This window comes from Flexivirga meconopsidis (genome assembly GCF_026162425.1).
Classification (GTDB): domain Bacteria; phylum Actinomycetota; class Actinomycetes; order Actinomycetales; family Dermatophilaceae; genus Flexivirga; species Flexivirga meconopsidis.
In genome coordinates, this window is the sequence record NZ_JAOBQJ010000001.1 from 1 (window position 1) to 25,988 (window position 25,988).

30 protein-coding genes are annotated in these 25,988 nt (G+C 68.5%); 14 read left to right on the plus strand and 16 right to left on the minus strand.

Going from position 1 to position 25,988, the window contains the following annotated elements; translation table 11 throughout:
- Positions 1–509: HNH endonuclease signature motif containing protein (locus N2M23_RS00005; RefSeq protein ID WP_265442411.1), on the plus strand; the 509-nt coding region annotated here is incomplete at its 5' end.
- A 40-nt stretch (positions 510–549) separates the two neighbouring features.
- Here the strand turns inward: N2M23_RS00005 and N2M23_RS00010 are convergent.
- Entirely contained in the window at positions 550–768 is a 219-nt protein-coding gene (locus tag N2M23_RS00010; protein ID WP_265442412.1) for a hypothetical protein, read from the minus strand.
- Between the two features lie 101 nt (positions 769–869).
- Positions 870–1,136 (minus strand): hypothetical protein, encoded by a 267-nt coding sequence (locus tag N2M23_RS00015; protein WP_265442413.1) that lies wholly within the window; start codon positions 1,134–1,136, stop codon positions 870–872.
- Positions 1,137–1,370: 234 nt separating this feature from the next.
- On the opposite strand from N2M23_RS00015, the gene N2M23_RS00020 reads away from it, so the two are divergent.
- On the plus strand, positions 1,371–2,123 hold the full coding sequence (locus tag N2M23_RS00020; protein WP_265442414.1) for a dienelactone hydrolase family protein: 753 nt from the start codon (positions 1,371–1,373) through the stop codon (positions 2,121–2,123).
- 72 nt (positions 2,124–2,195) lie between these two features.
- On the opposite strand, the gene N2M23_RS00025 is transcribed toward N2M23_RS00020, so the two are convergent.
- The 6 genes from N2M23_RS00025 to N2M23_RS00050 form a co-directional block, all read right to left on the minus strand.
- Positions 2,196–2,702: a hypothetical protein gene (locus N2M23_RS00025; protein WP_265442415.1), complete on the minus strand. Its 507-nt coding sequence runs from the start codon at positions 2,700–2,702 to the stop codon at positions 2,196–2,198.
- Positions 2,703–2,804: 102 nt separating this feature from the next.
- Positions 2,805–3,416: a class I SAM-dependent methyltransferase gene (locus N2M23_RS00030; protein ID WP_265442416.1), complete on the minus strand. Its 612-nt coding sequence runs from the start codon at positions 3,414–3,416 to the stop codon at positions 2,805–2,807.
- Positions 3,416–4,483 (minus strand): prenyltransferase, encoded by a 1,068-nt coding sequence (locus N2M23_RS00035; RefSeq protein ID WP_265442417.1) that lies wholly within the window; start codon positions 4,481–4,483, stop codon positions 3,416–3,418. The genes N2M23_RS00030 and N2M23_RS00035 overlap by 1 nt, the downstream gene beginning before the upstream one ends.
- Positions 4,483–5,208, minus strand: a complete 726-nt coding sequence (locus N2M23_RS00040; protein ID WP_265442418.1) for a class I SAM-dependent methyltransferase — start codon at positions 5,206–5,208, stop codon at positions 4,483–4,485. Before N2M23_RS00040 ends, N2M23_RS00035 begins: the two co-directional genes overlap by 1 nt.
- Positions 5,205–6,434 carry a glycosyltransferase family 4 protein gene (locus tag N2M23_RS00045; protein ID WP_265442419.1) on the minus strand — a complete coding sequence of 410 codons (1,230 nt, stop codon included), beginning with the start codon at positions 6,432–6,434 and terminating at the stop codon, positions 5,205–5,207. The genes N2M23_RS00040 and N2M23_RS00045 overlap by 4 nt, the downstream gene beginning before the upstream one ends.
- Before the next feature lie 4 nt (positions 6,435–6,438).
- Entirely contained in the window at positions 6,439–7,971 is a 1,533-nt protein-coding gene (locus N2M23_RS00050; protein WP_265442420.1) for a flavin-containing monooxygenase, read from the minus strand.
- 157 nt (positions 7,972–8,128) lie between these two features.
- Here N2M23_RS00050 and N2M23_RS00055 point away from each other — a divergent pair, with 157 nt between their 5' ends.
- Together N2M23_RS00055 and N2M23_RS00060 are read left to right on the plus strand one after the other, a co-directional pair.
- The gene (locus N2M23_RS00055) at positions 8,129–9,766 is read left to right on the plus strand and encodes a long-chain fatty acid--CoA ligase (protein ID WP_265442421.1); all 1,638 of its coding nucleotides are present in this window, start codon (positions 8,129–8,131) and stop codon (positions 9,764–9,766) included.
- A 22-nt stretch (positions 9,767–9,788) separates the two neighbouring features.
- Complete coding sequence (locus N2M23_RS00060; RefSeq protein WP_265442422.1) at positions 9,789–10,943, plus strand: geranylgeranyl reductase family protein; 1,155 nt, start codon at positions 9,789–9,791, stop codon at positions 10,941–10,943.
- 3 nt (positions 10,944–10,946) lie between these two features.
- On the opposite strand, the gene N2M23_RS00065 is transcribed toward N2M23_RS00060, so the two are convergent.
- Positions 10,947–11,576 carry a DUF4190 domain-containing protein gene (locus tag N2M23_RS00065; protein WP_265442423.1) on the minus strand — a complete coding sequence of 210 codons (630 nt, stop codon included), beginning with the start codon at positions 11,574–11,576 and terminating at the stop codon, positions 10,947–10,949.
- 183 nt (positions 11,577–11,759) lie between these two features.
- Here N2M23_RS00065 and dhaK point away from each other — a divergent pair, with 183 nt between their 5' ends.
- Genes dhaK through dhaM form a run of 3 tightly spaced genes read left to right on the plus strand, consistent with a single transcriptional unit; the run spans position 11,760 to position 13,862 of the window.
- A complete protein-coding gene (gene dhaK / locus N2M23_RS00070) occupies positions 11,760–12,755 on the plus strand; it encodes a dihydroxyacetone kinase subunit DhaK (RefSeq protein ID WP_265442424.1) in 996 nt (331 codons plus the stop codon).
- A complete protein-coding gene (gene dhaL, locus N2M23_RS00075; RefSeq protein ID WP_265442425.1) occupies positions 12,755–13,390 on the plus strand; it encodes a dihydroxyacetone kinase subunit DhaL in 636 nt (211 codons plus the stop codon). The genes dhaK and dhaL overlap by 1 nt, the downstream gene beginning before the upstream one ends.
- A 49-nt stretch (positions 13,391–13,439) precedes the next feature.
- Positions 13,440–13,862 (plus strand): dihydroxyacetone kinase phosphoryl donor subunit DhaM, encoded by a 423-nt coding sequence (gene dhaM, locus N2M23_RS00080; RefSeq protein ID WP_265442426.1) that lies wholly within the window; start codon positions 13,440–13,442, stop codon positions 13,860–13,862.
- A gap of 115 nt (positions 13,863–13,977) precedes the next feature.
- Here dhaM and N2M23_RS00085 read toward each other — a convergent pair whose 3' ends face one another.
- A complete protein-coding gene (locus N2M23_RS00085) occupies positions 13,978–14,934 on the minus strand; it encodes an ArsR/SmtB family transcription factor (protein ID WP_265442427.1) in 957 nt (318 codons plus the stop codon).
- A 30-nt stretch (positions 14,935–14,964) separates the two neighbouring features.
- On the opposite strand from N2M23_RS00085, the gene N2M23_RS00090 reads away from it, so the two are divergent.
- Positions 14,965–16,179 carry an MFS transporter gene (locus tag N2M23_RS00090; RefSeq protein ID WP_265442428.1) on the plus strand — a complete coding sequence of 405 codons (1,215 nt, stop codon included), beginning with the start codon at positions 14,965–14,967 and terminating at the stop codon, positions 16,177–16,179.
- Between the two features lie 62 nt (positions 16,180–16,241).
- On the opposite strand, the gene N2M23_RS00095 is transcribed toward N2M23_RS00090, so the two are convergent.
- Positions 16,242–17,633: a glucose-6-phosphate dehydrogenase gene (locus N2M23_RS00095; RefSeq protein ID WP_265442429.1), complete on the minus strand. Its 1,392-nt coding sequence runs from the start codon at positions 17,631–17,633 to the stop codon at positions 16,242–16,244.
- A gap of 252 nt (positions 17,634–17,885) precedes the next feature.
- On the opposite strand from N2M23_RS00095, the gene N2M23_RS00100 reads away from it, so the two are divergent.
- Positions 17,886–18,356: a cysteine dioxygenase gene (locus tag N2M23_RS00100; protein WP_265442430.1), complete on the plus strand. Its 471-nt coding sequence runs from the start codon at positions 17,886–17,888 to the stop codon at positions 18,354–18,356.
- Positions 18,353–18,856 (plus strand): rhodanese-like domain-containing protein, encoded by a 504-nt coding sequence (locus N2M23_RS00105; protein ID WP_341870567.1) that lies wholly within the window; start codon positions 18,353–18,355, stop codon positions 18,854–18,856. Before N2M23_RS00100 ends, N2M23_RS00105 begins: the two co-directional genes overlap by 4 nt.
- Positions 18,857–18,905: 49 nt before the next feature.
- On the opposite strand, the gene N2M23_RS00110 is transcribed toward N2M23_RS00105, so the two are convergent.
- Positions 18,906–19,397, minus strand: coding sequence for an OsmC family protein (locus N2M23_RS00110; RefSeq protein WP_265442431.1), 492 nt, complete (start codon positions 19,395–19,397; stop codon positions 18,906–18,908).
- Positions 19,390–20,040 (minus strand): GNAT family N-acetyltransferase, encoded by a 651-nt coding sequence (locus N2M23_RS20850; protein ID WP_265442432.1) that lies wholly within the window; start codon positions 20,038–20,040, stop codon positions 19,390–19,392. Before N2M23_RS20850 ends, N2M23_RS00110 begins: the two co-directional genes overlap by 8 nt.
- A gap of 83 nt (positions 20,041–20,123) precedes the next feature.
- Here N2M23_RS20850 and N2M23_RS00120 point away from each other — a divergent pair, with 83 nt between their 5' ends.
- The gene (locus tag N2M23_RS00120; protein ID WP_265442433.1) at positions 20,124–20,894 is read left to right on the plus strand and encodes an alpha/beta fold hydrolase; all 771 of its coding nucleotides are present in this window, start codon (positions 20,124–20,126) and stop codon (positions 20,892–20,894) included.
- Positions 20,895–20,991: 97 nt separating this feature from the next.
- Here the strand turns inward: N2M23_RS00120 and N2M23_RS00125 are convergent, their stop codons facing one another.
- Together N2M23_RS00125 and N2M23_RS00130 are read right to left on the minus strand one after the other, a co-directional pair.
- On the minus strand, positions 20,992–21,816 hold the full coding sequence (locus N2M23_RS00125; RefSeq protein ID WP_265442434.1) for an alpha/beta fold hydrolase: 825 nt from the start codon (positions 21,814–21,816) through the stop codon (positions 20,992–20,994).
- Between the two features lie 67 nt (positions 21,817–21,883).
- Positions 21,884–22,405, minus strand: coding sequence for an 8-oxo-dGTP diphosphatase (locus tag N2M23_RS00130; RefSeq protein WP_265442435.1), 522 nt, complete (start codon positions 22,403–22,405; stop codon positions 21,884–21,886).
- Positions 22,406–22,463: 58 nt separating this feature from the next.
- On the opposite strand from N2M23_RS00130, the gene N2M23_RS00135 reads away from it, so the two are divergent.
- On the plus strand, positions 22,464–23,486 hold the full coding sequence (locus N2M23_RS00135) for an ATP-dependent 6-phosphofructokinase (RefSeq protein ID WP_265442436.1): 1,023 nt from the start codon (positions 22,464–22,466) through the stop codon (positions 23,484–23,486).
- Between the two features lie 7 nt (positions 23,487–23,493).
- Here the strand turns inward: N2M23_RS00135 and N2M23_RS00140 are convergent, their stop codons facing one another.
- On the minus strand, positions 23,494–23,841 hold the full coding sequence (locus N2M23_RS00140) for a hypothetical protein (protein WP_265442437.1): 348 nt from the start codon (positions 23,839–23,841) through the stop codon (positions 23,494–23,496).
- A gap of 119 nt (positions 23,842–23,960) precedes the next feature.
- Here N2M23_RS00140 and N2M23_RS00145 point away from each other — a divergent pair, with 119 nt between their 5' ends.
- Together N2M23_RS00145 and N2M23_RS00150 are read left to right on the plus strand one after the other, a co-directional pair.
- Entirely contained in the window at positions 23,961–25,352 is a 1,392-nt protein-coding gene (locus N2M23_RS00145) for an MFS transporter (RefSeq protein WP_265442438.1), read from the plus strand.
- Positions 25,349–25,909: a dienelactone hydrolase family protein gene (locus N2M23_RS00150; RefSeq protein ID WP_265442439.1), complete on the plus strand. Its 561-nt coding sequence runs from the start codon at positions 25,349–25,351 to the stop codon at positions 25,907–25,909. Before N2M23_RS00145 ends, N2M23_RS00150 begins: the two co-directional genes overlap by 4 nt.
- The last annotated feature ends 79 nt before the right edge of the window (positions 25,910–25,988 follow it).

Below are 25,988 nucleotides of genomic sequence, written 5' to 3' on the forward strand. Positions count from 1 at the left end.
TGGTGACCGCTGGCGCACGCGTCGCCGATGGTGGAGCGGTACCGGTGGGGTCGGCGGCCACGGTCCTGCTGACGATGGACCTCAAGTCGCTCACCGACGGCATCGGTGGGGCGACCACCCCGACCGGGGACGTGCTCGATGCCGGAGCGGCCCGGCGGGCCGCGTGTGACACGGACCTGATCCCCGCAGTGCTCGGCGGGCCGAGTCAACCGTTGGATGTGGGCCGGCGAGAACGCCTGGTCACCAAGGGTTTACGCGCGGCTGTCGTCATACGCGATAACGGGTGCACCTTCCCCGGGTGCGATCGACCACCGGGTTTCTGCGAAGTCCACCACGTGACCCCTTGGTGGGCCGGCGGCACCACCAGCCTGACCAACTCCGCCATGCTCTGCTGCCGACATCACCAGGAAGTCCACCGCCACGGCTACACCGCACAAGTCCGCGCCGACGGCGTCACCTGGGACCTCACCGACGGCCGCATGCCCGGGCATGCACACGCCGCCGCATGACGGACGAGGACACCACCTGCGACAGCGGCCGCGGGTGGTGTCAGATGTCGCGGGGATGCGAACGCGCGTAGCTCCAGATCGCATGGTCGAGATGCGTCGGATTGAGTCCCATCTTGTCTGCGGCGGCGACCACCAGCTGCCGGACACCGCTCGGCGAGAGTCGATCGTCGCGAAGTTGGTGTCGCACGTAGCGGACGACCCAGGTGTCGGCCTTCACGTCCGGTCGACCAAGCAGCATGCCGAAGTAGGACCACGTCACCTCGCCGCAACCGCGCACCGACAGGTAGGCCGATCGTTGGCGCCGAGCGTCGTCCGCCTGCGCTAGGTGTTTTTGGTCAGGAGGTTGGTGACCAACAACAGCTAGATCATCTGCATGCACGGACCTACGGCGACGAGAGCGTTCGCGGCGTCGACCACGATCTCGGATTTGAGGCGGCCGCTCGCCTTTGTCCGGTTATCGACGACCGCCGCCACCTCGGCCGGCTTGGCGCGCGCGAGCTCGGCCAAATCGTTCATCTCACCGTCTCGGTGGCTACTCCACCGATTGACCACTGCACGCACCCCGTTCGTCGGCCCGCCGTACCTGGCGCGAATGGAGAAGATTGCGTCCAGCAGTGCGGCCTCCACTTGATCGGGCCAACCTCCTCCCCATTGTGGGAGTTCGGTTCCTACTGTCTTCTCGATTCGCACGACAAGGTCGTCGACAACGTCGGTGGGCATCGGACTCTCCAGAAGGTGACGGATGAACTGACGATGCCGACAATCTTGTGGTTGGTCGGTCTCCTCACCTCCTCTTCGCGCGAATGCGACGCGAGATTGCCAGACCGGGTGCCGATCAGCGCCACATCTTCGACTGCCAATATGTTGCAGGTGACTGTGATCGAGATCCCAATGACCGATGGCACCGCGGAGGCCTATCTCACCGGCGTTGCCGACCATCCGCAGCCCGGCGTGCTGCTCTTCATGGACGCGATCGGGCTGCGGCCGCGCATCGAGGAGATGGCCGACCGGATCGCAGCCTGGGGCTACACGGTCCTGGCACCAAATGCGTTCTACCGCAACGGAAAAGCCGTCGACCTCGCTCCCGACGGCCCGCTAGACACCGACGCCAAGCGCGAGGAGTTCTTCGGCGGCGCGATGCAACGGGTGCACGGCCTGACCGCTGATCTGGCCGAACGCGACATCCCGCAATACCTCGACGCGCTGCTCTCGCAGCCGAAGGTGACCGCGCCGGTCGGGGTCGTCGGCTATTGCATGGGTGCGCGGCTCGCCATCCGGGCGAGCTATCTGAGGCCCGAACAGGTCGCTGCCGCAGCCGGTTTCCACGGTGGTGGCCTGGCGACCGACGAGCCCGACAGCCCGCACGCGCGACTCTCCGAGGCCAGGGCCGACTTCGTCTTCGGCCACGCGGACGGCGACCGGTCGATGGATGCGACAGCCATCGAGCGACTCGGCGCTGCGCTGCGCGATGCCGGGCTCCAAGCCAGCAACGAGGTGTATGCCGGGGCCAGCCACGGCTACACGATGGCCGACAGCTCGGTGTATGACGAGGCCGCCACCGAGCGTTCTTTCGCTGAGATGCGCGAGCTCTTCGACCGCAAGCTCAAGCGCTGACCCGGACCGAGCCGGTCTGGTGAGCGACCGTGACGCCGGCGTCACGATCGCTCACGTGACGCGCGCGGGCGGTCAGCTCAGTTCGGCACAGACGTCGATTGCCGTGCCGTGCTTGCCGAGGGTGAGCGTCCTGGACCCATCAGGGTTGAAGGACACGCTCGTGCCCTTGCCGGACACCACGTAGATGCCGGTCATCGGCGTGCTGCCGGCCGGCAGTGTCGCGCTGAACGGGCCATGCTGAGACGTGAGTGACTGTGGGGTGCCGTCGGCGGCAAATGCGTAGACGCCGGTGCCGCCCAAGTCGTGGACGACGCTCTTGCCGGTCGTGGTGTTGGTGAACTCCACGACCAAGTCCCCGCGGAAGACCTGCTCCTTCGGCGAACCATCCGGGTAGCTCGCTGTCGTGCGGTATTCCTCGCGATCCTTGAGCACCGTCTCCTGCACGTCGAAGGCGCAGGTCGACCGGGCCGCCGTCACCAGTGCATCCGAGGAGCGGTACGGCGTCCACGGGCTCCCTTGTGCCGTCGCGGGACCGGCCACCGTCAGACTTGCGGCTGCGCAGAGGACACCAGCCGCCATGGTCACAACGCTGTGTCGCATGCTTCCCTCCACTAACCATTAATTCGCTTTGACCGGTTAGCAGCAAAGCGCACTGATCCCGCGTCGTCAAGGGATGGGCTGTCAGCTGCGCTCGAGCACGCGCAGCGAGCCGTGCACGGATCGCTGCACGAAACCGTCGGCAAGCGCCGCCTGCACCACGTGCCATGGCGCCTGGCCGCCTTCGACAAGGTCCGGGAAGACGTCGTGCACGAGCAGCAACCCGCCAGGTACGACGTGACGAGCGAATGCGCGATAGTCGTGCTGCGCCGTCTCCTCGGTGTGGTTGCCGTCGAGGAAGAGCAACTGGACCGGCGAACTCCACCATTTGGCAACGACTTCCGTGCCGCCGACGACTGCGGAGCAGACGTCGGCGAGCGAGTCGAGCACTGGACGGAAGTGCGGCAAGGTGTCGAGGCGACCGCTGCGCGGATCGACCAGTGCCGTGTCGTGCCATTCCCAGCCGGGCTGGTTCTCCTCCGAGCCGTGGTGATGGTCGACGGTCACCAGCGAGGCACCTACCGAGCGCGCCGCGTCGCCCAGGAGCAGGGTCGACTTGCCGCAGTAGGTGCCAATTTCCAGCCAGGTCCCCGCGCCCGCCGACAGAGCCGCGGCGTGCAGTGCCTCGCCCTCGTCGACCGGCATGAAACCCGTTGTCGCCGCGACGGTTTCGGCGAGTTCGGCAGAGATCGACATCAGCTGGCAGCACCATCGCCGACGGAGGCATCGGACAGCTCGCCGCCCGACCAGCAGGCGTCCCGCCACAGCGAAGCGCCACCGGTCGTCTGTGTGACGGCATCAACTCCGAGCAGCACGGCCGCGGCCGACCAGGTGGTCTGTTCCCGCGGCCAGAGCACCATGTCGGGCAGGTTGCGACCGGTCCAGTAGCCGCCGGTCTCTTCGTCGCGCAGACTTTGCAGATCGGCGAGCACCTGTGTGGCCCGGTCGGTTTCGCCCATCGCGTCGAGCGTGGCGACGAATTCTGCGGACTCCGCAGAGGTGATCCATGGCTGGTCGTTCACGCAGCGCACTCCGTGGCCGTCGCGCACATAGTCGTCCCAGCCGGCGGCGATCCGTTCGGTGGCGGCATCACCGCGCAGCGCACCGGCGAGCACTGGGTAATACCAGTCCATCGAGAAACGGGAGCGGTCGGCGAAGGACTCGGGGCGTTCGCGCAACGCCTCGGCCAGCCGATTGCCCGCCCAGCGCCAACGCGGCCGGTCGTGGCCGAGGGTGGAGGCGATGAAACACGCACACTCGATCGACTGCAGCGCACTGGAACTGCCTGTCAACAAAGCGAAGTCACCGATGTTCCCGTCCGGGTCGACCGCCCAGCCGAGCTCGCCGCCCGGCAGCTGCGCCCGGATCACGAAGTTGATCGCCGACTCCACAGCCGGCCACAGGCGGGCAAGCGCATCCGTGCGTCCGGTGACCAAATAGAAGTGCCACAGCCCGACGGCCAGATAGGCGCACTGGTTGGTGTCGGCGGCTGCATCCTCGACCTCGTCGCCGCGCAGCACCATCGGCCACGAGCCGTCCCTGCGCTGACTGCGCGCCGACCACTCCAGCGCGCGCCACGCGGCGGACCAGTGACCCGAAACAGTCAGACCCATTGCCGACTCGACGTGGTCCCAGGGGTCCAAGTGGCTGCCGTCATACCACGGGATTGCGCCGTTGGTGCGCTGGTGGCGAAGGATGAAATCCGCTGACGCAGAAGCCTGCTCGGCAGTCAGCACCCCGTCGAGCTGCAGCCGGGTGACCATTACGCGGCTACCTCCGGCTTGCGGAGATACACCACGAAACTCTTGCCGGCCACGGGGTTCAGCGCGTTCTCCGCGAAGCGGGTCACGAACGGTGCCTGCATCATGTCCCAGACGAGGAGCTTGTGGTAGGCCTTCACCGCCGGATTGTCGTTGTTCTCAGTCCCGACAGCGCATTTCAGCCACCAATAGGGCGAGTGCAGGGCATGCGCGTGGTGCTGCTTGTATGGCGCAAGTCCCGCCCGCTGCAGCTTCGCGACGAGATCGCTGGCCCGATAGATGCGAATGTGGCCGCCCTCGACCTCGTGATACTCGTCGGAGAACTTCCAGCAGACCTGCTCCGGCCAGTTGCGCGGCACCGACACCGCGACCAGACCGCCGGGCTTGGCGACCCGAAAGATCTCGGCCATCACGGCTTCATCCTCGTGGATGTGCTCCAGGATCTCGGACGCAATGACGCGGTCAAAGCTGTTGTCCGCGAAGGGCATCGAGCGCGCGTCGCCGTGCATGACGGTGCCGGAGGCGCCTTCGGGCACCTCGCCCTCCACCTCCATTGCGCCGAACATCGTCTTGACGTCCGCCAGGTCCGACTCGTTCATGTCGAAGGCAGTGACGACGGCGCCGCGTCGCAACGCCTCGAAGGAGTGCCGGCCCTGACCGGCTCCGACATCGAGCACCGTCATGCCCGGTGCCACCGGGAAAGCGGAGTCGAAATCCATGGTGATCATTGAGTCTGCTCCTTCGAATCTGCGATCACGGAGGCGTAGACATCGGCCGTTGCGCGCGCCACCGCCGCCCAACTGTATGTCGATGCCGCGCGCTCCCGGCCCGCCGCACCCATCCGCTCGGCCTCGCGCGGGTCGGCCAGCACCTGTGCCAGCGCACGCCCGAGGGCGGTTGCGTCACCTGCCGGCACGAGCCGGCCCACGTCGCCGGCAAGCAGGTCCGGCAGGGCACCGACCTCGGAGGCGACGACCGGGGTCGCGCACGCCATGGCCTCGATCGCCGGGATCGAAAACCCTTCGTAGAGCGACGGAATCGCGTGCACCTGCGCCGAGCCGATGAGGGCCGCCAACTCCTCGTCGGTGAGACCGGATCGGAAGGTGACGCGATCGAGCAGCCCGGCCTGCGCGAGCCGCTTGCCGGTCGCCTCGCTGGCCGACCCGACGACGACGAGCTCACCCCACGCGCCGGCCGGCAGCCCGGCGAGCGCGTCGATCAGCACCGACAGACCCTTGAGCGGCACGTCGGCACTGGCGATAGTCACGATGCGCCCGGGCACCCTGGGCGTCTGCGGCGGACGGAACCGGGTGACGTCGACACCGACCGGCACGACCCGCATGCGGTCTCGCGGCACCCCGAAGTCACTGGCGATGTCCTGCGCGGACACCTGGGACACGGTGAGAATGTGCTTGCTGCGCTGGGCGATTCGCCGTTGCATCTGCACAAAGCCATACCAGCGACGCTTGGTGATGCGACCCCATCCGCGGGCCGCTTCGATCTCGAGTCTGCGGTCCCTGCTGATCGGGTGGTGGATGGTGGTCAGCAGCGGGAGGCCGCGCCGCTCCAGGTCGAGGATGCCCGGTGCCAGCGTCTGGTTGTCGTGCAGCACGTCGAAGTCGTCGAGTCGGTCGCGCAGCAAGCGGCTCAGCCGCATGCCGAAGGTGCGCGGCTCGGGGAACGCCGCCGTACACATCGCGGCGAACTCGTAAATGTCTACCGCAGAACGGAATTCACGTAGTCCAGGCCGTCGGAACGGGTCGTCCTCGCGATAGAGGTCGAGGCTCGGCACCGGCGTGAGCCGCACCCCGGGGTCCAGCTCCGGGTAGGGCTGCCCGCTGAACACTTCGACCTGATGACCGAGCGCGACCAGCTCCCGGGACAGGTTGCGGACGTAGATGCCCTGCCCACCCGAGTGCGGCTTGCTGCGGTATGACGCAAGAGCGACCCTCATCGTGTCAAGCGACCTCGACCGGCTCGGACCGCGGCTGCGCCTTCGCGCCGGCGTCATGCAGGTCGCCCTGGGGCAGGCGCACCTCCCCCGGGCGGACGAACGTCATGTCCTGCGTCACGTCGGCCCGCTTGGAGTCGCGACGGTCGTAGAAGTAGTTCTGCTTGAGGAACCACGGCTTACGGTCGCCCTGCTTGGGCAGCAGCGCGATCGACCGCTGGACGTAGCCGGAGGCGAGGTCCAGCGCCGGCCGGGTCGGCATCGCCTCGTCGGCCGTCGGGTAGCCGTAGGCGTAGCCCTTGGCGTCCAGGTGGTTGAGGAAGGTGCAGAAGTACTTCGCGGTGAGGTCGGCGCGCAACGTCCAGGAGGCGTTGGTGTAGCCGATGCAGACGGCGGCGTTGGGGATGCCCTCGATCATCATCCCGCGGTAGATGTAGCGCTCGCCGAGCTCGACCGGCTCGCCGTCGACCCGCAGCGTCGCACCTCCGGCCATCTGCATGTTGAGACCGGTCGCGCTGACGATGATGTCGGCGTCGATCTCCTTGCCGGACGCCGTGCGAATCCCGTGCGGCAGCACCGAGTCGACGCCGTCGGTCACCACGTCCACCGAGTGCCGGCGGATCGCCTTGAAGAAGTCGCTGTCGGGCACGATGCACAGGCGCTCGTCCCACGGCTGGTATCGGGGCGTGAACGCCGTCATACCCACGTCGGTCCCACGCAGTTGACGAGCGACCCCGCCGAGGATGACCTTCTTGGCCGCGCCCGGGGCGCGGCGGCAGAACTCGTAGAAACCCACCGCGGTCACGGCGTTCTTCATGCGTATGGCGTCATACGCCTGCTGGGCGGGCAGCGTCCGGCGCAGCAGCTTGGCGATCGGGTCCCGCGCCGGCAACGACAGCACGTAGGTGGGCGAGCGCTGCAGCATGGTGACCTGGGCGCCCTGCTTGGCAAGCGCGGGCACGATCGTCATCGCGGTGGCGCCGGAGCCGATCACCACGACCTTCTTGCCGGCGGCGTCGAGCCCCTCCGGCCAGAACTGCGGGTGGATGAACTGCCCGGTGAAGTCTTCCCGACCGGGGAAATCCGGCTGGTAACCGGCCGCGTAGTTGTAGTAGCCGGCGCACAGGTAGACGCTCTCGGCGGTCACCTCGCGCGGGCCGTCCGGCGTCTCCAGCTGGAGCGTCCACTGCGCATCGGCGCTGGACCAGTCGGCGCCGGTCACCTTGGTGCGGTAGACGATCCGCTTGTCGATGCCGTATTTGGCGGCGGTGTCCTTGAGGTACTGCAGGATGTCGGCACCGTCGGCGATCGACTTCTCCCCCGTCCAGGGCTCGAACGGCAGGCCCAGGGTGAACATGTCGGAGTCGCTGCGGATGCCCGGGTAGCGGAACAAGTCCCAGGTGCCGCCGAGCGAGTCGCGGGCTTCGAGGATCGCGTAGTCCTTGCCGGGGCACATCGTCTGCAGCCGGTAGGCGCCGTCGATGCCGGACAGGCCGGCGCCGACGATGATGACGTCGTAGTGATCTTTCAGCTGCGGCATGACTCTCCTCGGGGTGGGTCCGGACCGCGGGCAACGGGTCTAAGTTACTCGCCGGTTAACTTCTTTGCCAGACAGAACCTGGATCAGCCCGGCCAGTTCGGGGTTGGATGGTCACATCCTCAAAGCGCAGCCCCGCGACGAAAGCGAGTGATCACCCGTGCACAGCACTATGGCGGATGGCGATCTGACGATCGGCCGGCTCCTGCGGTATGGCGGGAGCGTCCAGGGCCGCGGCACGGTCCGCACCTGGACCGGCACCGGCACCCGCAGCGAGACGTATGCCGAGGTGGCGGAGCGGGCGGGCAAGCTCGCGAACGCGCTCCGGTCGCTGGGCATCGACGGCGACCAGCGAGTCGCGACCTTCATGTGGAACAACAACGAACACCTGGAGGCCTACCTCGGCATACCCGCGATGGGCGCGGTGCTGCACACGCTCAACATCCGCCTGTCTCCCGAACAACTCGCCTACGTGGTGGGCCACGCCCAGGACTCGGTCATCATCGCGGACGGGAGCGTCCTGCCGGCGCTCGCGCCGGTGCTGCCGGCCATGACGTCGGTCCAGCACGTGATCGTCGCGAACGGCGACCCGGCCGCACTCGATGCACCCGCCGGGATCACCGTGCACGGGTATGACGAACTGCTCGACGCCCAGGAACCGCAGACCGATTGGCCGGCGCTCGACGAACGCTCCGCCGCGGCGCTCTGCTACACCTCCGGCACCACCGGCGACCCGAAGGGCGTCGCCTACTCGCATCGGTCGATCTGGCTGCACTCGATGCAGGTGTGCGCCGCGCAGACCATGGCGCTGACCGCGAGGGACAACGTGCTGGCGGTGGTGCCGATGTTCCACGCCATGTCGTGGGGGCTGCCGTACGCCGCGATGATGAGCGGTGCGTCGCTGGTGATGCCGGACCGCTACCTGCAGCCGGAGCCGCTCGCCGCGATCATGCAGGCGGAGCGGCCGACCTTCGCAGCGGCGGTGCCGACGATCTGGCAGGGCCTGAACGCCCAGCTGGAGCAGCACCCGCAGGACATCAGTCACCTGCGCGAGGTGATCGTCGGCGGTTCGGCGTGCCCGCCGTCGCTGATGCGCGCCTTCGAGGAGAAGTACGACGTGCCGGTCATCCAGGCGTGGGGGATGACCGAGACCTCGCCGCTCGGCAGTGTCGCGCGGGTGCCCGATTGGGCGACGGGGGACGAGGCGTGGGCACTGCGCACCGGTCAGGGACAGTTCCCGGCAAGCGTCGAGGCGCGGATCGTCGACGACGCCGGTTCGGTGCTGCCGTGGGACGACGAGGCGGTCGGCGAACTCGAGGTCACCGGTCCGTGGATCGCCGACTCCTACTACTCACCCGACGGCCAATCCGATGCACTGCAAGCCAATTTCGACGACGGCTGGCTGCGCACCGGCGACGTCGGCCGGATCACCCCCGACGGTTTTCTCACCCTGACCGACCGCGCCAAGGACGTCATCAAGTCCGGCGGCGAGTGGATCTCGTCGGTGGAGTTGGAGAACGTTCTGATGGGTCACCCGGATGTCGTGGAAGCCGCGGCCATCGCCATACCCGATGAGAAGTGGCAGGAGCGGCCGCTGATGACGGTCGTGCTCAAGGACGGCTCGGACACGACCACCGAGCAGTTGCGCGACTACCTCGCACCGCATCTGGCCAAGTGGCAACTGCCGGACAGTTGGGCATACATCGACGAGGTGCCCAAGACCAGCGTCGGCAAGTTCGACAAGAAGCGGCTGCGGGCGCGGTTCCAGGACGGCGACCTCACGGTGGAGCAGCTCTGAGGCGTCGTTAGCATCCAGCACCGTGGACGCGCAGACGCAGGTGTATGACGTGCTGGTCGTCGGCGCCGGACCCGCCGGCAGCAGCGCGGCCCGCGCGGCGGCGGCCGCCGGAGCGCACACCCTGCTGGTCGACCGGGCCGACTTCCCGCGCTACAAGACCTGCGGCGGCGGCCTCATCGGCCCGACGCTGCGCTCGCTGCCGGCCGGCGTCGACGTGCCGGTGCAGCAGGAGATCCACCGTGCGTCGTTCAGCCTGCGCGGGCATGCGCTCTTCGAGCGGGACGCGGGCGGGCGAATCCTCAGCCTGGTCAACCGCGCCGACTTCGACGCCGCCCTGCTGGATGCCGCGCGCGAGGCGGGCGTGGAGGTCCGCACCGCGGTGACCGTCACCGAGATCGCCGAAGCAGACGACCTGGTGCGGGTCTCGACCGGCGACGGTGAGCTGCTGGCGCGCGCCGTCGTCGGCGCGGACGGGTCGGCCAGCCGGATCGGGCGGTATGTCGGGGTGCGGCTGCGCCAGACCGACCTCGGGCTGGAGGTCGAGCTCGCCCCGGACGAGCGCGCCGCGCGGGCCTTCACCGGGCGCATCCACATCGACTGGGGCCCCACGCCGGGCTCCTACGGCTGGGTCTTCCCCAAACGCGACGTGCTCACGGTCGGGGTGATCCAGGCCAAGGGCGAACCCGCTGCGACAAAGCAGTACCTCGTCGATTTCACTCAGCAGCAAGGGCTTTCGCACTTGCCGCAGGTGCGCAGCAGCGGGCATCTCACCCGGTGCCGCGAGCCGGACTCGCCGCTCGGCCGCGGCCGGGTGCTGGTCGCCGGTGACGCGGCCGGGTTGCTGGAGCCGTGGACCCGCGAGGGCATCTCCTACGCCGTGCGGTCCGGCGCGCTGGCCGGTGCGGCGGCCGCGGCCATGGGGTCCGGAGGGGTCGGCGCCGGGCGGGCGCTCGCGTCATACGAGAGCGGGATCGCGGGCGAACTCGGCGTCGAGATGGCCGCCGGCGAGCACACGCTGCGCGCCTTCGAGCGGCACCCGCGCGGCTTCCACGCGATGCTGCGCACCCCTCTCGGGTGGCGGGTCTTCACCCGGATCACCCGCGGCGAGACGACCCTCGCGCGGGTGGTGCGGCACCGGTCGGTTGCGGTCGGACTGGCCGCGATGAACCGCTGGTGACGCTCAGCTCGAACTGCTGCTGCCGGTTGCGATCATCGCGACCACCAGGACGATGCCGAGCACGATCTCGACGGCACCGATCACGATGCCGGCGATCGCCATGCCGCGGCCCGCGCCGGTCTTCTTGGCCTGGCCCAGCGCGGCGATGCCGAGCCCGATGCCGACGATGGAGCCGATGAAGCACAGGAACAGCCCGCAGATGCTGGTGATCAGCGAGGCGATCGCCAGGCCGTTGCTCGGCGACTCCTGGTAGGCGACATAGGGGCTGGCGCCCTGGTAGGGCGCGCCGTAACCCGGCTGCTGGGGATACTGCTGGCCGTACGGCTGGCTCTGTTGGCCGCTGTTGTACTGGCCGTAGGGAATCGGCTGCTGCCCGTAGACCGGGGTGCTCGGCTGCTTGTCCAGATTGGGGCCGGGGGTCTGATTGCCGGCGGTCTGATTGCTCTGCCCGTAGACGCCGGAACCGTACTGCCCGTAGCCGCGGCCGTAGCCCTGGCCGGTCTGCTGCGGCTGCTCGGGGATCCGCTGTGCGCGGGTCTCCTGCTCGTGCACCGGCTGGTCGCTCGGCGGCTGGCCGTAGTTGGGGCCGGTGGGCTGCTGGCGGTCGGGGCGCTCGCCATACGGATCAGACATAGGGACCATCGTAGGGAACGCACCAATGCCTTGAGTCAGAAATAAACACGCGCGGAACGGGCAAAGTTACTGGTCAGGCGCGAAGCGACCTGTCCAGTAACTTTGCCCGCACCGCACTAGTGTCAGGTAGGTCACATTCGTCAGCGCCGGCACGTGCCGACGGCGACCCCCGCGAGGAGCCCGATGAAGAAGTTCATCAACGATCCGTCCGCCGTCGTCACCGAGGCACTGACCGGTATGGCGGCAGCTCATCCCTCGCTGCGCGTCGACGTCGAGCAGCGCATCGTCTACCGAGCCCGACCCAAGGGCGCCGGCAAGGTGGCTCTGGTGTCGGGCGGGGGCAGCGGGCACGAGCCCATGCACGGCGGCTTCGTCGGCGCCGGGATGCTCGACGCCGCGTGCGCCGGTGAGGTTTTCACCTCCCCGGTGCCCGACCAGATCCTGGCCGCGACCAAGGAGGTCGACAACGGCGCCGGTGTGCTGCACATCGTGAAGAACTACACCGGCGACGTGATGAACTTCGAGATGGCCGCCGAGCTCGCCGCGGCCGACGGCGTCGAGGTCGCCACCGTGGTGACCGCCGACGACGTCGCGGTGCAGGACAGCACTTACACCGCCGGCCGGCGAGGTGTCGGAGTCACCGTGCTGCTGGAGAAGATCGTCGGCGCGGCAGCCGAGTCCGGTGCTGACCTGACCTCGATAACCGCTCTGGCACAACGGGTTTCGGACGGCGGACGCAGCATGGGCGTCGCGCTCACCTCCGGCACGGTGCCCGCGGCGGGGCAGCCGACGTTCGATCTGCCCGAGGACCAGATGGAGGTCGGCATCGGCATCCACGGCGAGCCGGGCCGCCGTCGCGAACCGCTTGCGCCCGCGCACGAGGTCGCGCAGATGCTCGTCGAGCCGATCCTCGATGACGCCGACTTCACGCAGGGCGAGACCATTGCATTCCTCAACGGCATGGGCGCGACACCCGAGATTGAGCTCTACCTGATGTATGGCGAGGTCGCGAAAATCCTTACCGATCAAGGAGTCACCGTCGCCCGCACACTCGTTGGGTCCTACATGACCTCTCTTGACATGGCCGGCTGCTCGCTGACCCTGCTCACCGCCGACGACGAGCTGCTGCGCTGGTGGGACGCGCCGGTCAACACTCCCGGCCTGCGGTGGGGCCAGTGATGGCCGACGCATGGGACGTGCCGCTGCTGACGCAGTGGTTGACCGGCTTCCGCGATGCCGTCGACCAGGCCGGTGAGGAGCTGACCGCGCTCGACTCGGCGATCGGCGACGCCGACCACGGCAGCAATATGCAACGCGGTCTTGCCGCCGCCGTCTCGGCGGTCACGGACGCGCCGCCCGCAGACTGTGGTGCATTCTTCAAAACCGTTGGTATGTCGCTGGTTTCGAATGTCGGTGGCGCGAGCGGTCCGCTCTACGGGACGTTGTTCCTGCGGATGGGCACCGTGGCCGGCACGGCAGAGACCCTCGCCATACAGCTTTTTGGGGAGTGCCTGCAGGCCGGACTCGACGGTCTCGTGCAGCGCGGCAAGGCGCAGGCGGGTGACAAGACGATGGTCGACGCGATGCTGCCTGCCGTGCGGGCGTATGACGAGGTCGCCGCCGACGGTGGTCCGATGGTGTCGGCGTTGACCGCCGCGGCGCAGGCAGCGGCGCAGGGCCGGGATGGGACGACGCCGATGGAGGCCAAGAAGGGGCGGGCCAGCTATCTGGGCGAGCGCAGCGTCGGCCACCAGGACCCCGGTGCGACCTCGATGACGCTGCTTTTCGAAACGGCTGCAAAGGTATTCGCATGATCACCCCACGAAGTTCTCGCTGGCGCTCGATACTTCGCGGGGGCGCCGAATGACCGTAGGCATCGTCGTCGTCTCGCACAGTCGTGCACTGGCCGACGCTGCGGTGGCGCTCGCCGCCGAGATGGTTCCTGCCGGCTCGGTGCCCGTGCGGGTCGCCGCCGGTGCTCCGGACATGTCCTTCGGCACCGACGCGACCGAGATCGCGGCCGCGATCCAGGCTGCGGACGGCGCCTCGGACGGAGCCGGGGTCGTGGTCCTGCTGGACCTCGGCAGCGCGATCCTGTCGACCCAGCTCGCTCTTGACCTGGTGCCCGGCGATGTGCGCGATCGCACGATCGTCTCGCCCGCACCACTGGTCGAGGGTCTGGTGGTCGCGATGATCAACGCCTCGATCGGCACTCCCCGCGAGCGCGTCGCCGCAGATGCCTCCGGTGCCCTGCAGCCCAAGCAGTCGCAGCTGGCGGCGGACTGAGCCGCGCAGCGCGTCCACACTCGCGCCGAGGTAGCAGTTGCTGCCGTTATCGGCGGCTCATAGCGACAACGAGTGCTACCTCGGCGCGGGGCTCAGCCGTCTTGTCGTCCTGGCGTCATGCCGACGACGCCGCCACCAGGTCGTCGCCGAGCGCCGTACGCCAGTAGATGACTTCACGTCCGGAACGCCTCTTCAGCACCGCCCCTGACCGCAGCAGGATCCGCAGATGGTTGCCGACCGCGCCCAGTGGCAACCCCGTCTGAGCCGCCAATCCACTTGTGGTCTGCGGGGATTGCAGAAGACGCAGAATCCGCGCCCGATTGCGGCCCAGCAGCTGGTCCAGACCGTCGGCTGTCGTGGCGCCGGTCTGCGCCAGTGCCCCGCCCACCGGGTAGTACACGGCATACCGGTGCGGCTCGTCCCAGCCAACCCAGCTGCCGCCGGCGTGCACCGGCACGAGCAGCAGCCGCGCCTGCGGCGAGAGTCGGCGGGTCGGCAGATCGAAGTTGTTGATCCGCAGGTGTCCGCGCTCCCAGTCACGACGCTTTCCGAGATCTCGCAACACACCCGCAAATCCATGCGCGGCCAATCGATGCGTGCGCGTCGTGATGTCGGCGCGCAGGACACCTTCACGACGCGGCCAGTCCGAAGCCACGGTGTGCGTCCAGGTCCACTCGAGCAGTCCGACGACGTGCTCAGTCAGGCCGGGCCGCTCGAGCGATTTCGGCAGCCTGTGCGGGGTCGACTCGCGCAGGTGTGCTCGAATCACCTTGTCCCCCAGTCGCATTACCTGTTCGAGCTCCTCGGTGAAGCTCGGCGCCAGCGTCGGCGGGGGAATGCTGAGGAAGTCGGCCATCCAGGACGGGTGCCACAGGTTGTCCAGCACCGCCGCCCGCATCGGATGCTCGTCGAGCATGGCGTGGAATGCCGCCCGATGCCGAGCTGCGAAGACTTCGTCCGGTCGACTCCGGGCCCCGGTCAAGTAGCCGAGCGCGCCGACCACTTCAGCCATCGGCGACACCGCGAACTGTGCACCAGCGAGCACGTCGCTCGGGATCTCCCAGAGCCCCATGTTTCGCCTCCACACGAATTGTTTGCGGGTATGCCGCAGAGCCTCGCACAGTTGCCGACCGTGACGACATACCGCCGCCTCTTCGCCATCGGTCAGTTCCGAGTGCTCTTCCTCGCGCGCGCCTGCTCGATGGTCGGCGTCGTTGTCGGAAGCCTCGCCCTCGGCACCGTGATGTATGACGCGACCGACTCCCCGGTGCTCACCGCCCTGGCCATGTTCGGTGGTCCCATGGTGCAGTTGATCACCAGCAACTTTCTCCTGGCGGCAAGCGACCTACTCCGCCCACGCACCGCCCTCGTCGTCACCGGCTCGGTAGCAGCGATCGTCGATGCGCTACAACTCCTTCCGGGCTTGCCGTGGCCCGCCCGTTTCGGCTTGGTCGCCTGCGTCTATGTCGTCAGCGCGGCGACGAGCGGCACTGCGATTGCGCTGATTTCGGACATCGTGCCGACCGAAGCCTTCGTGCTGGGCCGGGCGACGATGAACATCACGGTCGGTGGCATCCAGGTGATCGGCAACGGGATCGGCGCGCTGCTCCTGTTGGTTGTCGCACCAGTCCACCTCTTTGCGATCTCCGCCGTCGCGCTGCTCGCCGCGGTGGTCGTCGCCCGCATCGGACTGGCCGACCATCCACCGCGAGCCCGCGGCCCGGTCGCAAAGCGGACCCGGACGGTCAACCGACAGTTGCTGCGGTCCCCCGTCATACGGCCGGTGCTCCTGATGAACTGGATTCCGAACGGGTTGATCGTCGGCTGCGAAGCCCTCTACATCCCCTATGCGCACGGGCGCGCCGGCTACCTCTTCGCGGCGACCGCCGCCGGAATGCTGACCGGCGACATCGTGATGGGCCGCTTCGTCACCGAACGCTTCCGGCAACGCACGGTCGTCCACCTGCGGCTGCTGCTCGCCGCTCCATTCCTCCTACTGGCGTTTCGACCGCCCGTGCCGATCGCGGCACTACTCGGCGTCGTCGCAGCATTCGGCTACACCGGCTCGCTCGCGTTGCAGGAGCGGCTGATTCAGGGGGTGGCCACGGACATCAAGGGCCAGACCTTCGGCCTGGCGGGCGCCGGGCTGGCGGTCGGGCAGGCGGTCGGCGCACTGCTCGCCGGCACCGTGGGGCAGCTCATCGGCCCGGCAAACGGGATGACGGCTATGGCGGTGCTGTCGATCGCCGCCACGTGCGCGATCGCACCCGGTTTGCGGCGATCGAATCCGCAGGTCCGACGGTCGCCCACGAGGTAGCAGTCGCTGCCGTTATCGGCGGCTCATAGCGACAACGAGTGCTACCTCGGCGCGAGATCGACTCAGCCGACGACCGAGTCCTTCGGCAACCAGCCCTCCGGGCCTTCGGAGCCCGCGGCATACTCCTCCATCGGCACCTTGCCGGCCGCCCATGCCTTGAGCACGGGTTCGACGATGTGCCAACAGGATTCGGCGGAGTCACCGCGCACCGAGAGCAGCGGATCGCCGTCGAGGATGTAGGACAGCACCTCGCCATACGGCAGCATCCGGCCGGCGGCGAGCTCGGCGCGCAGGGTCTTCTGCTCCAGGTCGAGCGGACTGCCCTCGGCGTTCATCGTGAGCACGAACGACACCGCACCGGGCTTGAGATCGATGATGAGCTTGTCCGGCGGGCTGGTGTTCTCAAAGCCCGTCGGCACGTGCCCGACCGGGCGGAAGTAGCAGACGATCTGCTTTCGCGCCGTGCCGAGCGCCTTGCCGCTGCGCAGCGTGAACGGCACCCCGGCCCACCGGTTGTTGCGCACCTCGACCTGCACCTGCGCGAGGGTCTCGGTGTTCCGCTTCGGGTCCACCCCCTCTTCATCCACGTATGACGGGACCTTTCGCCGGCCGATCGACCCGGTCGTGTAGCGCGCCCGTTTGCTCGCCCGCTTCGCGCTGTTGCCCCATAGGCGGGTCGAGCGCAGCACCTGCGCCTTCTGATCCTGCAGCTCCTGCGCGGAAAGCTCGGCGATGGACTCCATGGCGAAAATCGCCAGCACCTGCAGCAGGTGCGACTGCAGCATGTCCTTGAGCGCACCCGCACCGTCGTAGTAACCGGCGCGCCCCTCGAGCGCCAGGTCCTCGTCATACAGGATCTCGACCCGTTCGATGTGCTCGGCGTTCCAGATCGGCTGCAGGATGCGGTTGGCGAAGCGCAGCCCGATCAGGTTGAGCACGGTGGAGACGCCGAGGAAGTGGTCGACCCGGAAGATCTGCTCCTCCGGCACCAGCTTGTGCAACTGCTCGTTGAAGTCACGCGCCGACTTCTCGTCGGTCCCGAACGGCTTCTCCAGCGCCAGCCGGGTCGGCTGGGGCAGCTCGATGTCCTCCAGCAGCTGGCACACCTTCATCGACACCGACGGGGGAAGCGCGAAGTAGATGACGAGCGGCCCCTTGCACGAGCCGATCAGCCGGCCCAACTGCTCCGGGTCAAGCAGGTCGGTCTGCTCGTAGCGCGCCTTCGACACCACGGAGCGGGTCGGCCGCGCCGGCACCGGCACGTCGGCGAACGCCTTCTCGATCAGCTTCTTCCACTGTGCCGGGGTCATCGACTCACGGTCGGCGCCGACGACCTGCACCTTCCGCTTCGGCTCGGCGGTCAGCAGGCTGCCGAGCCCGGGCAGCAGCAGGCGGTGGGTGAGGTCGCCACCGGCACCGAGGATCAACAAAGTCACAGGAGCGTCATCGGCCATGGGGCCGAGCATGGCACGAGAGCCTGCCCGGCCCACATCGCGGACACGCCAGTTGCGCCGATCACGACCGTTGTTCTAACTTCACGTTATGCAATCCATCACGCAACGTGACTTGATGCGGGTGTCGCGACCGGCCGCCCGGCATTGCTGTCTGTCGGCCTGACCTGCCAATCGGGCAGCGATCGGGCCGAAACAACCTCTGCCAGATAGCAATTCACCAGCCACTCACGAGCACCGAAGGATTTCGCAGCCATGACCACCCTCACGCACACTGTTTCCACCGCGCTCACTCCACGCCAACTACTCAGCGTCGCCCACCTCTTCACCGACGAAGCCCTCCACTTCGCGTATGACGAGAGTTCCGCCGAGCGCCAGTGGACCGCACTCACCACCGCCGATCAGGTGCAGGTCTGGGCGATCGCCTGGCCGCCCGGCAGCTCCACCGGTTGGCACGATCACGGCACCGCATCCGGCGCCTTCGTCACGGTGCGCGGGAGACTGCGCGAACACGCCTGGCATGGCTACGAAACGATCAGCGAGCTGAATGCCGGTCGCGGAAAGCACTTCACGGACAAGCACATTCACGACGTCCGCAACGAGTCGGACGAGTGGGCGGTCTCCGTGCACGCCTACTTCCCGGTGCTGCAGGAGATGAACCGTTACGCGCTGGTCGGCGGCGAGCTGGTGCTCACCGGCGTCGACACCGAAGGAGAGTCGTGGTGAGCACCTTCGCCGACGAAATCACCTGGCAGTCAGAGCTTTTCGCGTCCTCCACGGTGCCTTACGACGACCCGCGGCCCGGACGAGGGTCGAAAGCCCCGACATACGACGGCATCGACGACCAGCTCACCGACGCCCGTAGCCGACTGCACCGGATCAGTCCGCGGGCTGCCTTCCAGGAGGTGCTGCACCAACGCGCCGTGCTCGTGGACATCCGGCCCGCCGCGCAACGTGCCGCCGAGGGCGAGGTCGCCCCGTCGCTGGCGCCGCTCGTCGTCGAACGCAACGTGCTCGAATGGCGATTCGACCCTCGCCACGAGGCGCGACTGCCGCTCGCCCACCCCGACCTGCGCGTCATCGTGCTCTGTCAGGAGGGCTACACCTCGTCGCTGGCCGCGGACTCTCTCGCCCGCATCGGCGTATGGCGGGCCACCGACGTCATCGGCGGTTTCGCCGCGTGGCGCGCGTTCGGCCTGCCGGTTGCCGGCGATGCGCCCTCCTGATCTCGATACGCCCTCCCCCGCTTCGCTCCTCCGGGCTACTCGATCAGCGTCACTCGGCGCACTGCACGCGAGCGACCTCGGCGCCGTCGATGACGAACCGGGCATCTACGGTGATCCGGGAGCGCAGCGAGTTGGCGATGAAGCACTGCTGGTGCGCGAGCGTGACCAGCCGCTCGAGCCGGTCCAGCCGACTGCCGGGCGCCAGGGTCACGGTCGGCCGCAGCCGAATCTCGCTGACCCACATAGGATCTGACGACTCGGGCATCAACCCTTCGGCATCGTCGACGTAGTCGAGCACGTCCAGCCGCGAGCGGGACGCGACGGCGAGGAACGACAGCAGCTGGCAGCTACTCGCGGACATCACCAGCAACTGCTCCGGGTTGACCAGCGAGGAGTCGCCACGGAAATGCGGGTCGGCCGACATCGGAAGAGCAGGCAGATCGCCCGGCGCGACCTCGTGCGCGCGGCCGTACTCGTCATACCCCACGCCCGTCGACCCGGACCAGGTCAATCGCACCGGATACGAGTGGGTTTCAGCCATGACCCTGATAGTACGACGCGACGAGCGGGCCGACCTCCTGCCAGCCGAGCGACCGGTAGAGCTCCCGCCCATCGGCGGTCGCGCTCAACACCGCACGGCGCGCCCCGCCCAGCACACCCGCCTGCTCGAGACCGGTCATCAACGCCCGCCCGAGCCCACGGCGGCGGTGTTCGGCCGCGGTGTTGATCCGGTCCGGCACGACCCAGCCGTCTGCGATGCCGGCCTGGCCCCAGGACGCGAGTTCGCCGTCGCGGGTGTGGATTTGGAGATAAACGACATCGTCCCGGACGTCGGTCGAAGACACGTAGCCCTCAGGCACCGGCACCAGCGGACCAGGACGAAGCGTGCGAAACATCAACCAGCCGGGCTCCTCGTCGACCCACTCCTTCGGGAAGACCGGCCTCCACTGCGCCGGATCGCCGACGAATTTCACCGCGGTCCGCGGCTCGGTCACCGCGTCCAGCACGTCGCGCACCGCCCGCTCGTCGCCGCGGGTCAGCACGAACCGCTCGAACTCCCGGTCGTTGCGAGTCGCGAGATACCACCCGGTCGAGGTCGGGGTCGGCGCGGCGATCTGCTTCGACCGGGCCCAGCCGCCGACCCAGCCGTCGAGGTAGCACCGCACGGCTTCGTCGACGAACACGCCCACGAGCTTAGGTATGGCGGGCGACCGAACGCGACGCAATATGCTCACCGCGGCCGATTTCCCTGCCGAAAGGGTGCCCGATGCCGACGTTCTCCGTCCCCGGGGCCGAGCTTGACTACGCAACGGACGGGTCCGGCCCGCCGCTCGTCATGCTGCACGGTCTGACATCCAGTCGCGAGAACGAGATTCGCAATCGACTCGACTTCCGCAGCTTGCGCGACACCCACACCGTCACGGCGTATGACGCACGCGGTCACGGCCGGTCCACCGGCCGCACCGAGCCGGACGACTACCGCTGGCCGCAGCTCGCGGACGACCTGCTCGCGCTGATCGACCACCTGCACCCGGACGAGCCGGTCGACGCGCTCGGGGTGTCGATGGGCGTGGGCACGCTGCTGCACGCGGCCACGACGCACCCCGACCGCTTCCGGCGGTTGGTGCTGGTCATCCCACCGACCGCATGGCAGACCCGTGCCGCCCAGGCGGACGTCTACCGCGACGGCGCAGACCTGGTGGAGGCACAGGGCTCCCGCGCGCTGGCCCGCGCCGCACGGCTGCTGCCGCTGCCGCCCGCTCAGGCGGACCTGCCCGAGCGAGTCGCCCCCGACATACCCGACAAGCTGCTGGCGGCGGCGTTCCGGGGAGCCGCGGTCTCCGATCTGCCCGCGCCGGAGGCGATTTCGCAGCTCGAGCAGCCGACGCTGATCCTCGCGTGGGCGGACGACCCGGGCCATCCGACCGAGACGGCCGAGCGGCTCTTCGACCTGCTGCCGGTCGTGGAACTCAACGTCGCGCACACACCCGGGCAGCGCGACGCCTGGGCGCAGATGGCCACCGACCATCTCGGCTGACGTCGGTCAACACCGACTGACGTCCGGCGCAACGAGTGACGTCCTTGCACGGACGTCACTCGTTGGTTGCGACGTCACTCGGCGCGGGCGCGGCCGGTCAGCCCGCCGCGTGCAGGCCGATCGTGTCACCCGCGCGATCGGCGGCCTGGGCGATCGTCTGCACGATCGCGCCGGCGACGAGCTCGGGATTGTCGATCATCGGCACGTGCCCACAGTCGGGCAGTGACACGTGTCCGACAGTCGGCAGCTGCTCGCGAGCGGTGACGGCCTGCGACGGCAGCAGCAACCGGTCCCTGGTGCCCCAGGCGATCGTCACCGGCACAACCGGCCGGTCGCGGTAGCGCTCGCGGGACACCTGCCAGGCCACCGGGAAGAAGCCCGGCGACCGCCGCAGGTTGTAGGTGTCGTCGAGCGCCATTTTCGGGTCGACCCGCTCGGGGTGGGCGTAGAGGGAGCCCATGCTGATCTTGCGCAGCGCGGTCTTGTCGGCGAAGAGCTTCAGCACCGGGCCGGGCGAATAGGTGGAGGCCTTCAGCACCGCGAGATTCGCGATCGCGTTGGCCAGGCCCACCGGACCCCAGAAGCCAGCCGGCGACAGCGCGGTCGCGGTGCGCACCGACCCGCGCGCGGCAAGGCCAAGCGCGAGCAGCCCACCGAGGGAGTTGCCCGCCACGTGCGGTCGCCCCAGCCCCAGGTCGGCGAAGAACTCCTCGAACTGGTCGAGGTAGCTGCTCATCCGATAACTCGCCGGTTTCGCCGGTTTCGGCGACTTGCCGAAGCCGGGCAGGTCGACCGCGATGACGTCGAAGTCCTCGGCGAGCAGGTCGAAGGTGTGACCCCACGCGGTGCGTTGGTGGCCGATCCCGTGGATCAGGACCAGCGGCTCACCCGAGCCCTTGCGCGAATAACTGATGGTGCTCATCGAGCCTCACTTCATGTATGGCGTGCCACGTCCGACAGCGGGCGTTCCGCGAGTTCGCCAGCTCACCTTACCCGTCGGTAACGCCGCCGGGTAGGGGTTGCGACCTCTCCAGCACCCGCAACGCGACCGCGACGACGCGCTCGCTCGCGGCGTCATACGCGATCTCGGCGTCGATGGCGTCCCCGCGCAGGACGAACGGCACGCAGATGCGCGCGTCGTCCCACATCTCTTCCAGCGGCAGACCGTCGACCGGGAACCACTCGGGCTCCAACTCGTCCGACGCCTCGAGGTCGCCCGTCCACCAGGTTGCCCGGAACAGGTCCACGTCCATGTCCCACGACGGCTTGTCCGGCCAGCGGAAGCGCACCTGCCCCGCGGCGGCGAAATCAGCTGGGAGCACGACAAATCCGGACTCCTCATGGGTCTCGCGCACCGCGGCCTCGAGGGTCGTCTCGCCCGGCTCCACGTGGCCGCCGAGCGCGACGACCTTGCCAGTGCCGAAGCCGCGCCGCTTGTGCCCGAGCAGCACCTGCGCCTGCGGGGTGCCCTCGTTGCGGATGAGATACGTCAGGCACATCGATTTCGTCACCTGAGACAGCATGCCCGACGGTTTCCGGCACTGGCCGGTAACCGCAACGATGGGGCGCGTGACGATCGGAATCCTGACCAGCGGCGGCGATTGCCCCGGCCTCAACGCGGTGATCCGCGGCGCGGTCATCAAGGGCGACCGCATCCACCACGAGTCGTTCGTGGGCATCAAGGACGGCTGGCGTGGCCTCGTCGAGGACGACATCGAGCCGCTGCCCCGGTATGACGTGCGCGGCCTCTCCCGGCTGGGCGGCACGATCCTCGGCACGTCGCGCACCAACCCGTTCGACCACGGTGGCGCGGCCCGCGTGCGTGAGGTGATGGCGGGGCACGAGATGACCGGGCTGATCGCGATCGGCGGCGAGGGCACGCTCACCGCCGCCCGCCGGCTGTCCGACGAGGGCATCCCGGTCGTCGGGGTGCCGAAGACGATCGACAACGACCTGTCCGCGACCGACTACACGTTCGGCTTCGACACCGCGGTGTCGATCGCCACCGAGTCGATCGACCGGTTGCGCACCACGGCGGAGTCGCACCACCGGTGCATGGTCGTGGAGGTCATGGGCCGGCACGTCGGCTGGATCGCGCTGCACGCGGGCATCGCGTCGGGCGCGCACGCGATCCTGATCCCCGAGGTCGACGTGTCGCTGGAGCAGATCTGCGAATGGGTCGAGATGGCCCGCGACCGCGGTCGTGCGCCGGTCGTCGTGGTCGCCGAAGGCTTCGTGCCCGAAGGGGTCGAGCACGTGCACGCGCCCCGCGGACTCGACGCTTTCGGCCGGCCGCGCCTCGGTGGCATCGGCGAGCAGCTTGCGCCGGCCCTGGAGGAGAAGACCGGCATCGAGACGCGCTCGGCGACCCTGGGTCACCTGCAGCGCGGGGGTGTCCCCTCGGCATACGACCGGGTGCTTGCGACCCGCTTCGGCACCGCCGCCGTCGACGCCGTCGTCGACAAGCAGTGGGGGTCGATGGTGTCGCTGATCGGCACCGACATCGAGTCGGTGGACCTGCACTCGGCGACGACCGTGCTCAAGACCGTGCCGCGCGAACGCTGGGACGAGGCCGCGATCCTCTTCGGCTGAGGCAGACTCAGCCGGTGGGATACAGCTGCCCCATCACCTCCCCCACGTAGGCCTCGACGGCCTCGTCGGGGTGCAGCACCCCCTCGATCGGGAAGCCGACATACTCCGGCGCGATCCGGCCGGCGTCCGAAAGCGCATGCAGCAGAGCATGTTTCACGTGCGGCCGATCCAGCTCCGGCGGCACTCGATAGGCGTAGATGTCGACCGGCTCGGTCGAGATCCGCGCAAACCGCTTGCCCACCCGGCCGAGCTCCTTGTCGGAGGAGTTCAACTGCAGCCAGCTGCGCAACGCCGGCGCTGTGTTCGTGACGCCGACGAAGAGCACGTCGGCGCTCGGGTCGGAGCCCTCCGACAACCGCCAAATGTAAATCCATGATTCCGGCCGATCGCCGACCAACTCACCGTCCCGGACGTGCCAGATCTCTGTTTCGATCACGGCACCAGTTCTACTCCTATCCCCGTTAGCTTGGCCGTATGACGCAACGCAGCGGCGCCGGGCCGGACTTGTCGAAGACCCCGGGCGTCGAGGTGGATGCGGCCACGGATCCGCTGGTGCGCAGCGCGGTGCGCAAGTCGGTGCGCCGGCTCGTGCCGTTCGTGGCGCTGCTCTACTTCGTCAACTACCTGGACCGCACCAACATCGCCTTCGCCGGCCCGGGCGGGATGAACGACGCGCTCCGGCTGAGCGGCCCGATGTTCGGCTTCGCGTCCGGCATCTTCTTCCTCGGCTACCTGCTGCTGGAGGTGCCGAGCAACATGGCGCTGCACCGCTTCGGTGCGCGCCGGTGGATCGCCCGCATCCTGGTCACCTGGGGCATCATCGCCTCGCTCGTGACCTTCGTGCCCAACGCCGGCACGCTCTATCTGCTGCGCTTCCTGCTCGGCGTCGCCGAGGCTGGGTTCTTCCCAGGCATCATCCTCTATCTGACGTTCTGGTTTCCGCAGCGCGAACGCGCAAGGATGACAGCGCTTTTCATGGTCGCCGTACCGCTGTCGACGGCCATCGGGTCACCGCTGTCGTCGCTGCTCATCGAGCACGGCCACGGCTGGTTCGGGCTCGACGGGTGGCGGGTGATGTTCCTGGCCGAGGGGGTGCCGGCGGTGCTGCTCGGCGTCGTCACCTGGTTCTTCCTCACCGATCGGCCTGAGGCGGCCAGGTGGCTGGCCCCCGCCGAGCGGGACGCGCTGCAGCGCACGCTCGACGCCGAGCAGCGCACGCGCGAGACGGCATACAAGGTGACGATCCTGGAGTCCCTCACCCGGCCCCGGGTGTGGGCGCTGGCATTCGTCTACTTCGGGGTCGTCTACGGTCTCTATGCGCTCGGGTTCTTCCTGCCGACGATCATCGCCGGGTTCGCGCAGCAGTACGGCGCCGACTACTCGATCATGCAGCGCGGGCTGATCAACGCCATCCCCTACGTGATCGGCGCGATCGCGATGATCCCCTGGGCGCTGCACGGCGACCGCACCCGCGAACGCGTCTGGCACGTCGCGCTGCCCAGCATCGTCGGCGGCATCGCCATCCCGGTCGCGCTCTATCTGGGCAGCCCGTTCGCGGCGATGGTCGCGGTCTCGGTGTGCGCGATCGGCATCATGAGCGCGCTACCGACCTTCTGGGCGCTGCCGACCAACTTCCTCTCGGGCGCGGCCGCCGCGAGCGGGATCGCACTGATCAACTCGGTCGGTAACTCGGCCGGGTTCCTCGCGCCATACATCACCGGCTGGCTCAAGGACGGCACCGGCTCCCAGAAGCCGGGCCTGTGGGCAGTCGGCATCGCGATGGTGCTCGGCGGCGTGCTCGCCGTCATCCTGAAGACCCTGCCACCCGCCAAGGACGAGACCGCCGCACAAGAGGTGAAGGTATGACGACCATCCTGTTGCTCCACTCCGCGCTCGGCCTGCGGCCCGCGGTGACCCGTTTCGCCGATCAGCTGCGTGAGCGCGGGTATGACGTGGTCAGCCCCGACTACTACGCCGGCAACGTCTTCGACGACACCAACGCCGGCCTGTCGCACCGCGACGACATCGGCCCGGCGCAGCTGCTCAAGCGAGTGCGCCCGGTCGTCGACGAGCTACCGGACGACGCTGTGCTGGCAGGGTTTTCGCTCGGCGCCGCCTTCGCGCAGCGGCTCGCCGCGGACCGGCCGGACGCGCGAGCGGTGATCCTGATGCACTCGGTCGCCGCACCCCGCAACGACCAGTGGTCCGGCCAGCCGGTGCAGGTGCACCGCTATGCCGAGGACCCGTTCGTCACCGAGTCCGACCTGGTCGCGCTCGGCGAGGCGGTGCGCGGGTCCGGCGCGAGCTTCGAGGACTTCGTCACCCCGGGCAAGGGGCACCTGTTCACCGACACCGACCTGCCCGACGGCAACGCCGCGGCCACCGCGACCACCGTCGACCGGATCGACGCCCTGCTGCGCTGAACACCTGCGGACGCGGACTGTCCGCTGTCCGGGAAACGCGGTGGAGCCTTGTCCGCGCGCGGCGATACGCTCAGGTGCT

Coding starts and splice junctions, on each gene's coding strand:
- N2M23_RS00020 (WP_265442414.1), top strand. CDS start 1,371: ATGTTGCAGGTGACTGTGATCGAGATCCCAATGACCGATGGCACCGCG.
- N2M23_RS00025 (WP_265442415.1), bottom strand. CDS start 2,702: ATGGCGGCTGGTGTCCTCTGCGCAGCCGCAAGTCTGACGGTGGCCGGT.
- N2M23_RS00030 (WP_265442416.1), bottom strand. CDS start 3,416: ATGTCGATCTCTGCCGAACTCGCCGAAACCGTCGCGGCGACAACGGGT.
- N2M23_RS00035 (WP_265442417.1), bottom strand. CDS start 4,483: ATGGTCACCCGGCTGCAGCTCGACGGGGTGCTGACTGCCGAGCAGGCT.
- N2M23_RS00040 (WP_265442418.1), bottom strand. CDS start 5,208: ATGATCACCATGGATTTCGACTCCGCTTTCCCGGTGGCACCGGGCATG.
- N2M23_RS00045 (WP_265442419.1), bottom strand. CDS start 6,434: ATGAGGGTCGCTCTTGCGTCATACCGCAGCAAGCCGCACTCGGGTGGG.
- N2M23_RS00050 (WP_265442420.1), bottom strand. CDS start 7,971: ATGCCGCAGCTGAAAGATCACTACGACGTCATCATCGTCGGCGCCGGC.
- N2M23_RS00065 (WP_265442423.1), bottom strand. CDS start 11,576: ATGTCTGATCCGTATGGCGAGCGCCCCGACCGCCAGCAGCCCACCGGC.
- dhaK (WP_265442424.1), top strand. CDS start 11,760: ATGAAGAAGTTCATCAACGATCCGTCCGCCGTCGTCACCGAGGCACTG.
- dhaL (WP_265442425.1), top strand. CDS start 12,755: ATGGCCGACGCATGGGACGTGCCGCTGCTGACGCAGTGGTTGACCGGC.
- dhaM (WP_265442426.1), top strand. CDS start 13,440: ATGACCGTAGGCATCGTCGTCGTCTCGCACAGTCGTGCACTGGCCGAC.
- N2M23_RS00085 (WP_265442427.1), bottom strand. CDS start 14,934: ATGGGGCTCTGGGAGATCCCGAGCGACGTGCTCGCTGGTGCACAGTTC.
- N2M23_RS00090 (WP_265442428.1), top strand. CDS start 14,965: ATGCCGCAGAGCCTCGCACAGTTGCCGACCGTGACGACATACCGCCGC.
- N2M23_RS00095 (WP_265442429.1), bottom strand. CDS start 17,633: ATGGCCGATGACGCTCCTGTGACTTTGTTGATCCTCGGTGCCGGTGGC.
- N2M23_RS00100 (WP_265442430.1), top strand. CDS start 17,886: ATGACCACCCTCACGCACACTGTTTCCACCGCGCTCACTCCACGCCAA.
- N2M23_RS00110 (WP_265442431.1), bottom strand. CDS start 19,397: ATGGCTGAAACCCACTCGTATCCGGTGCGATTGACCTGGTCCGGGTCG.
- N2M23_RS00120 (WP_265442433.1), top strand. CDS start 20,124: ATGCCGACGTTCTCCGTCCCCGGGGCCGAGCTTGACTACGCAACGGAC.
- N2M23_RS00125 (WP_265442434.1), bottom strand. CDS start 21,816: ATGAGCACCATCAGTTATTCGCGCAAGGGCTCGGGTGAGCCGCTGGTC.
- N2M23_RS00145 (WP_265442438.1), top strand. CDS start 23,961: ATGACGCAACGCAGCGGCGCCGGGCCGGACTTGTCGAAGACCCCGGGC.
- N2M23_RS00150 (WP_265442439.1), top strand. CDS start 25,349: ATGACGACCATCCTGTTGCTCCACTCCGCGCTCGGCCTGCGGCCCGCG.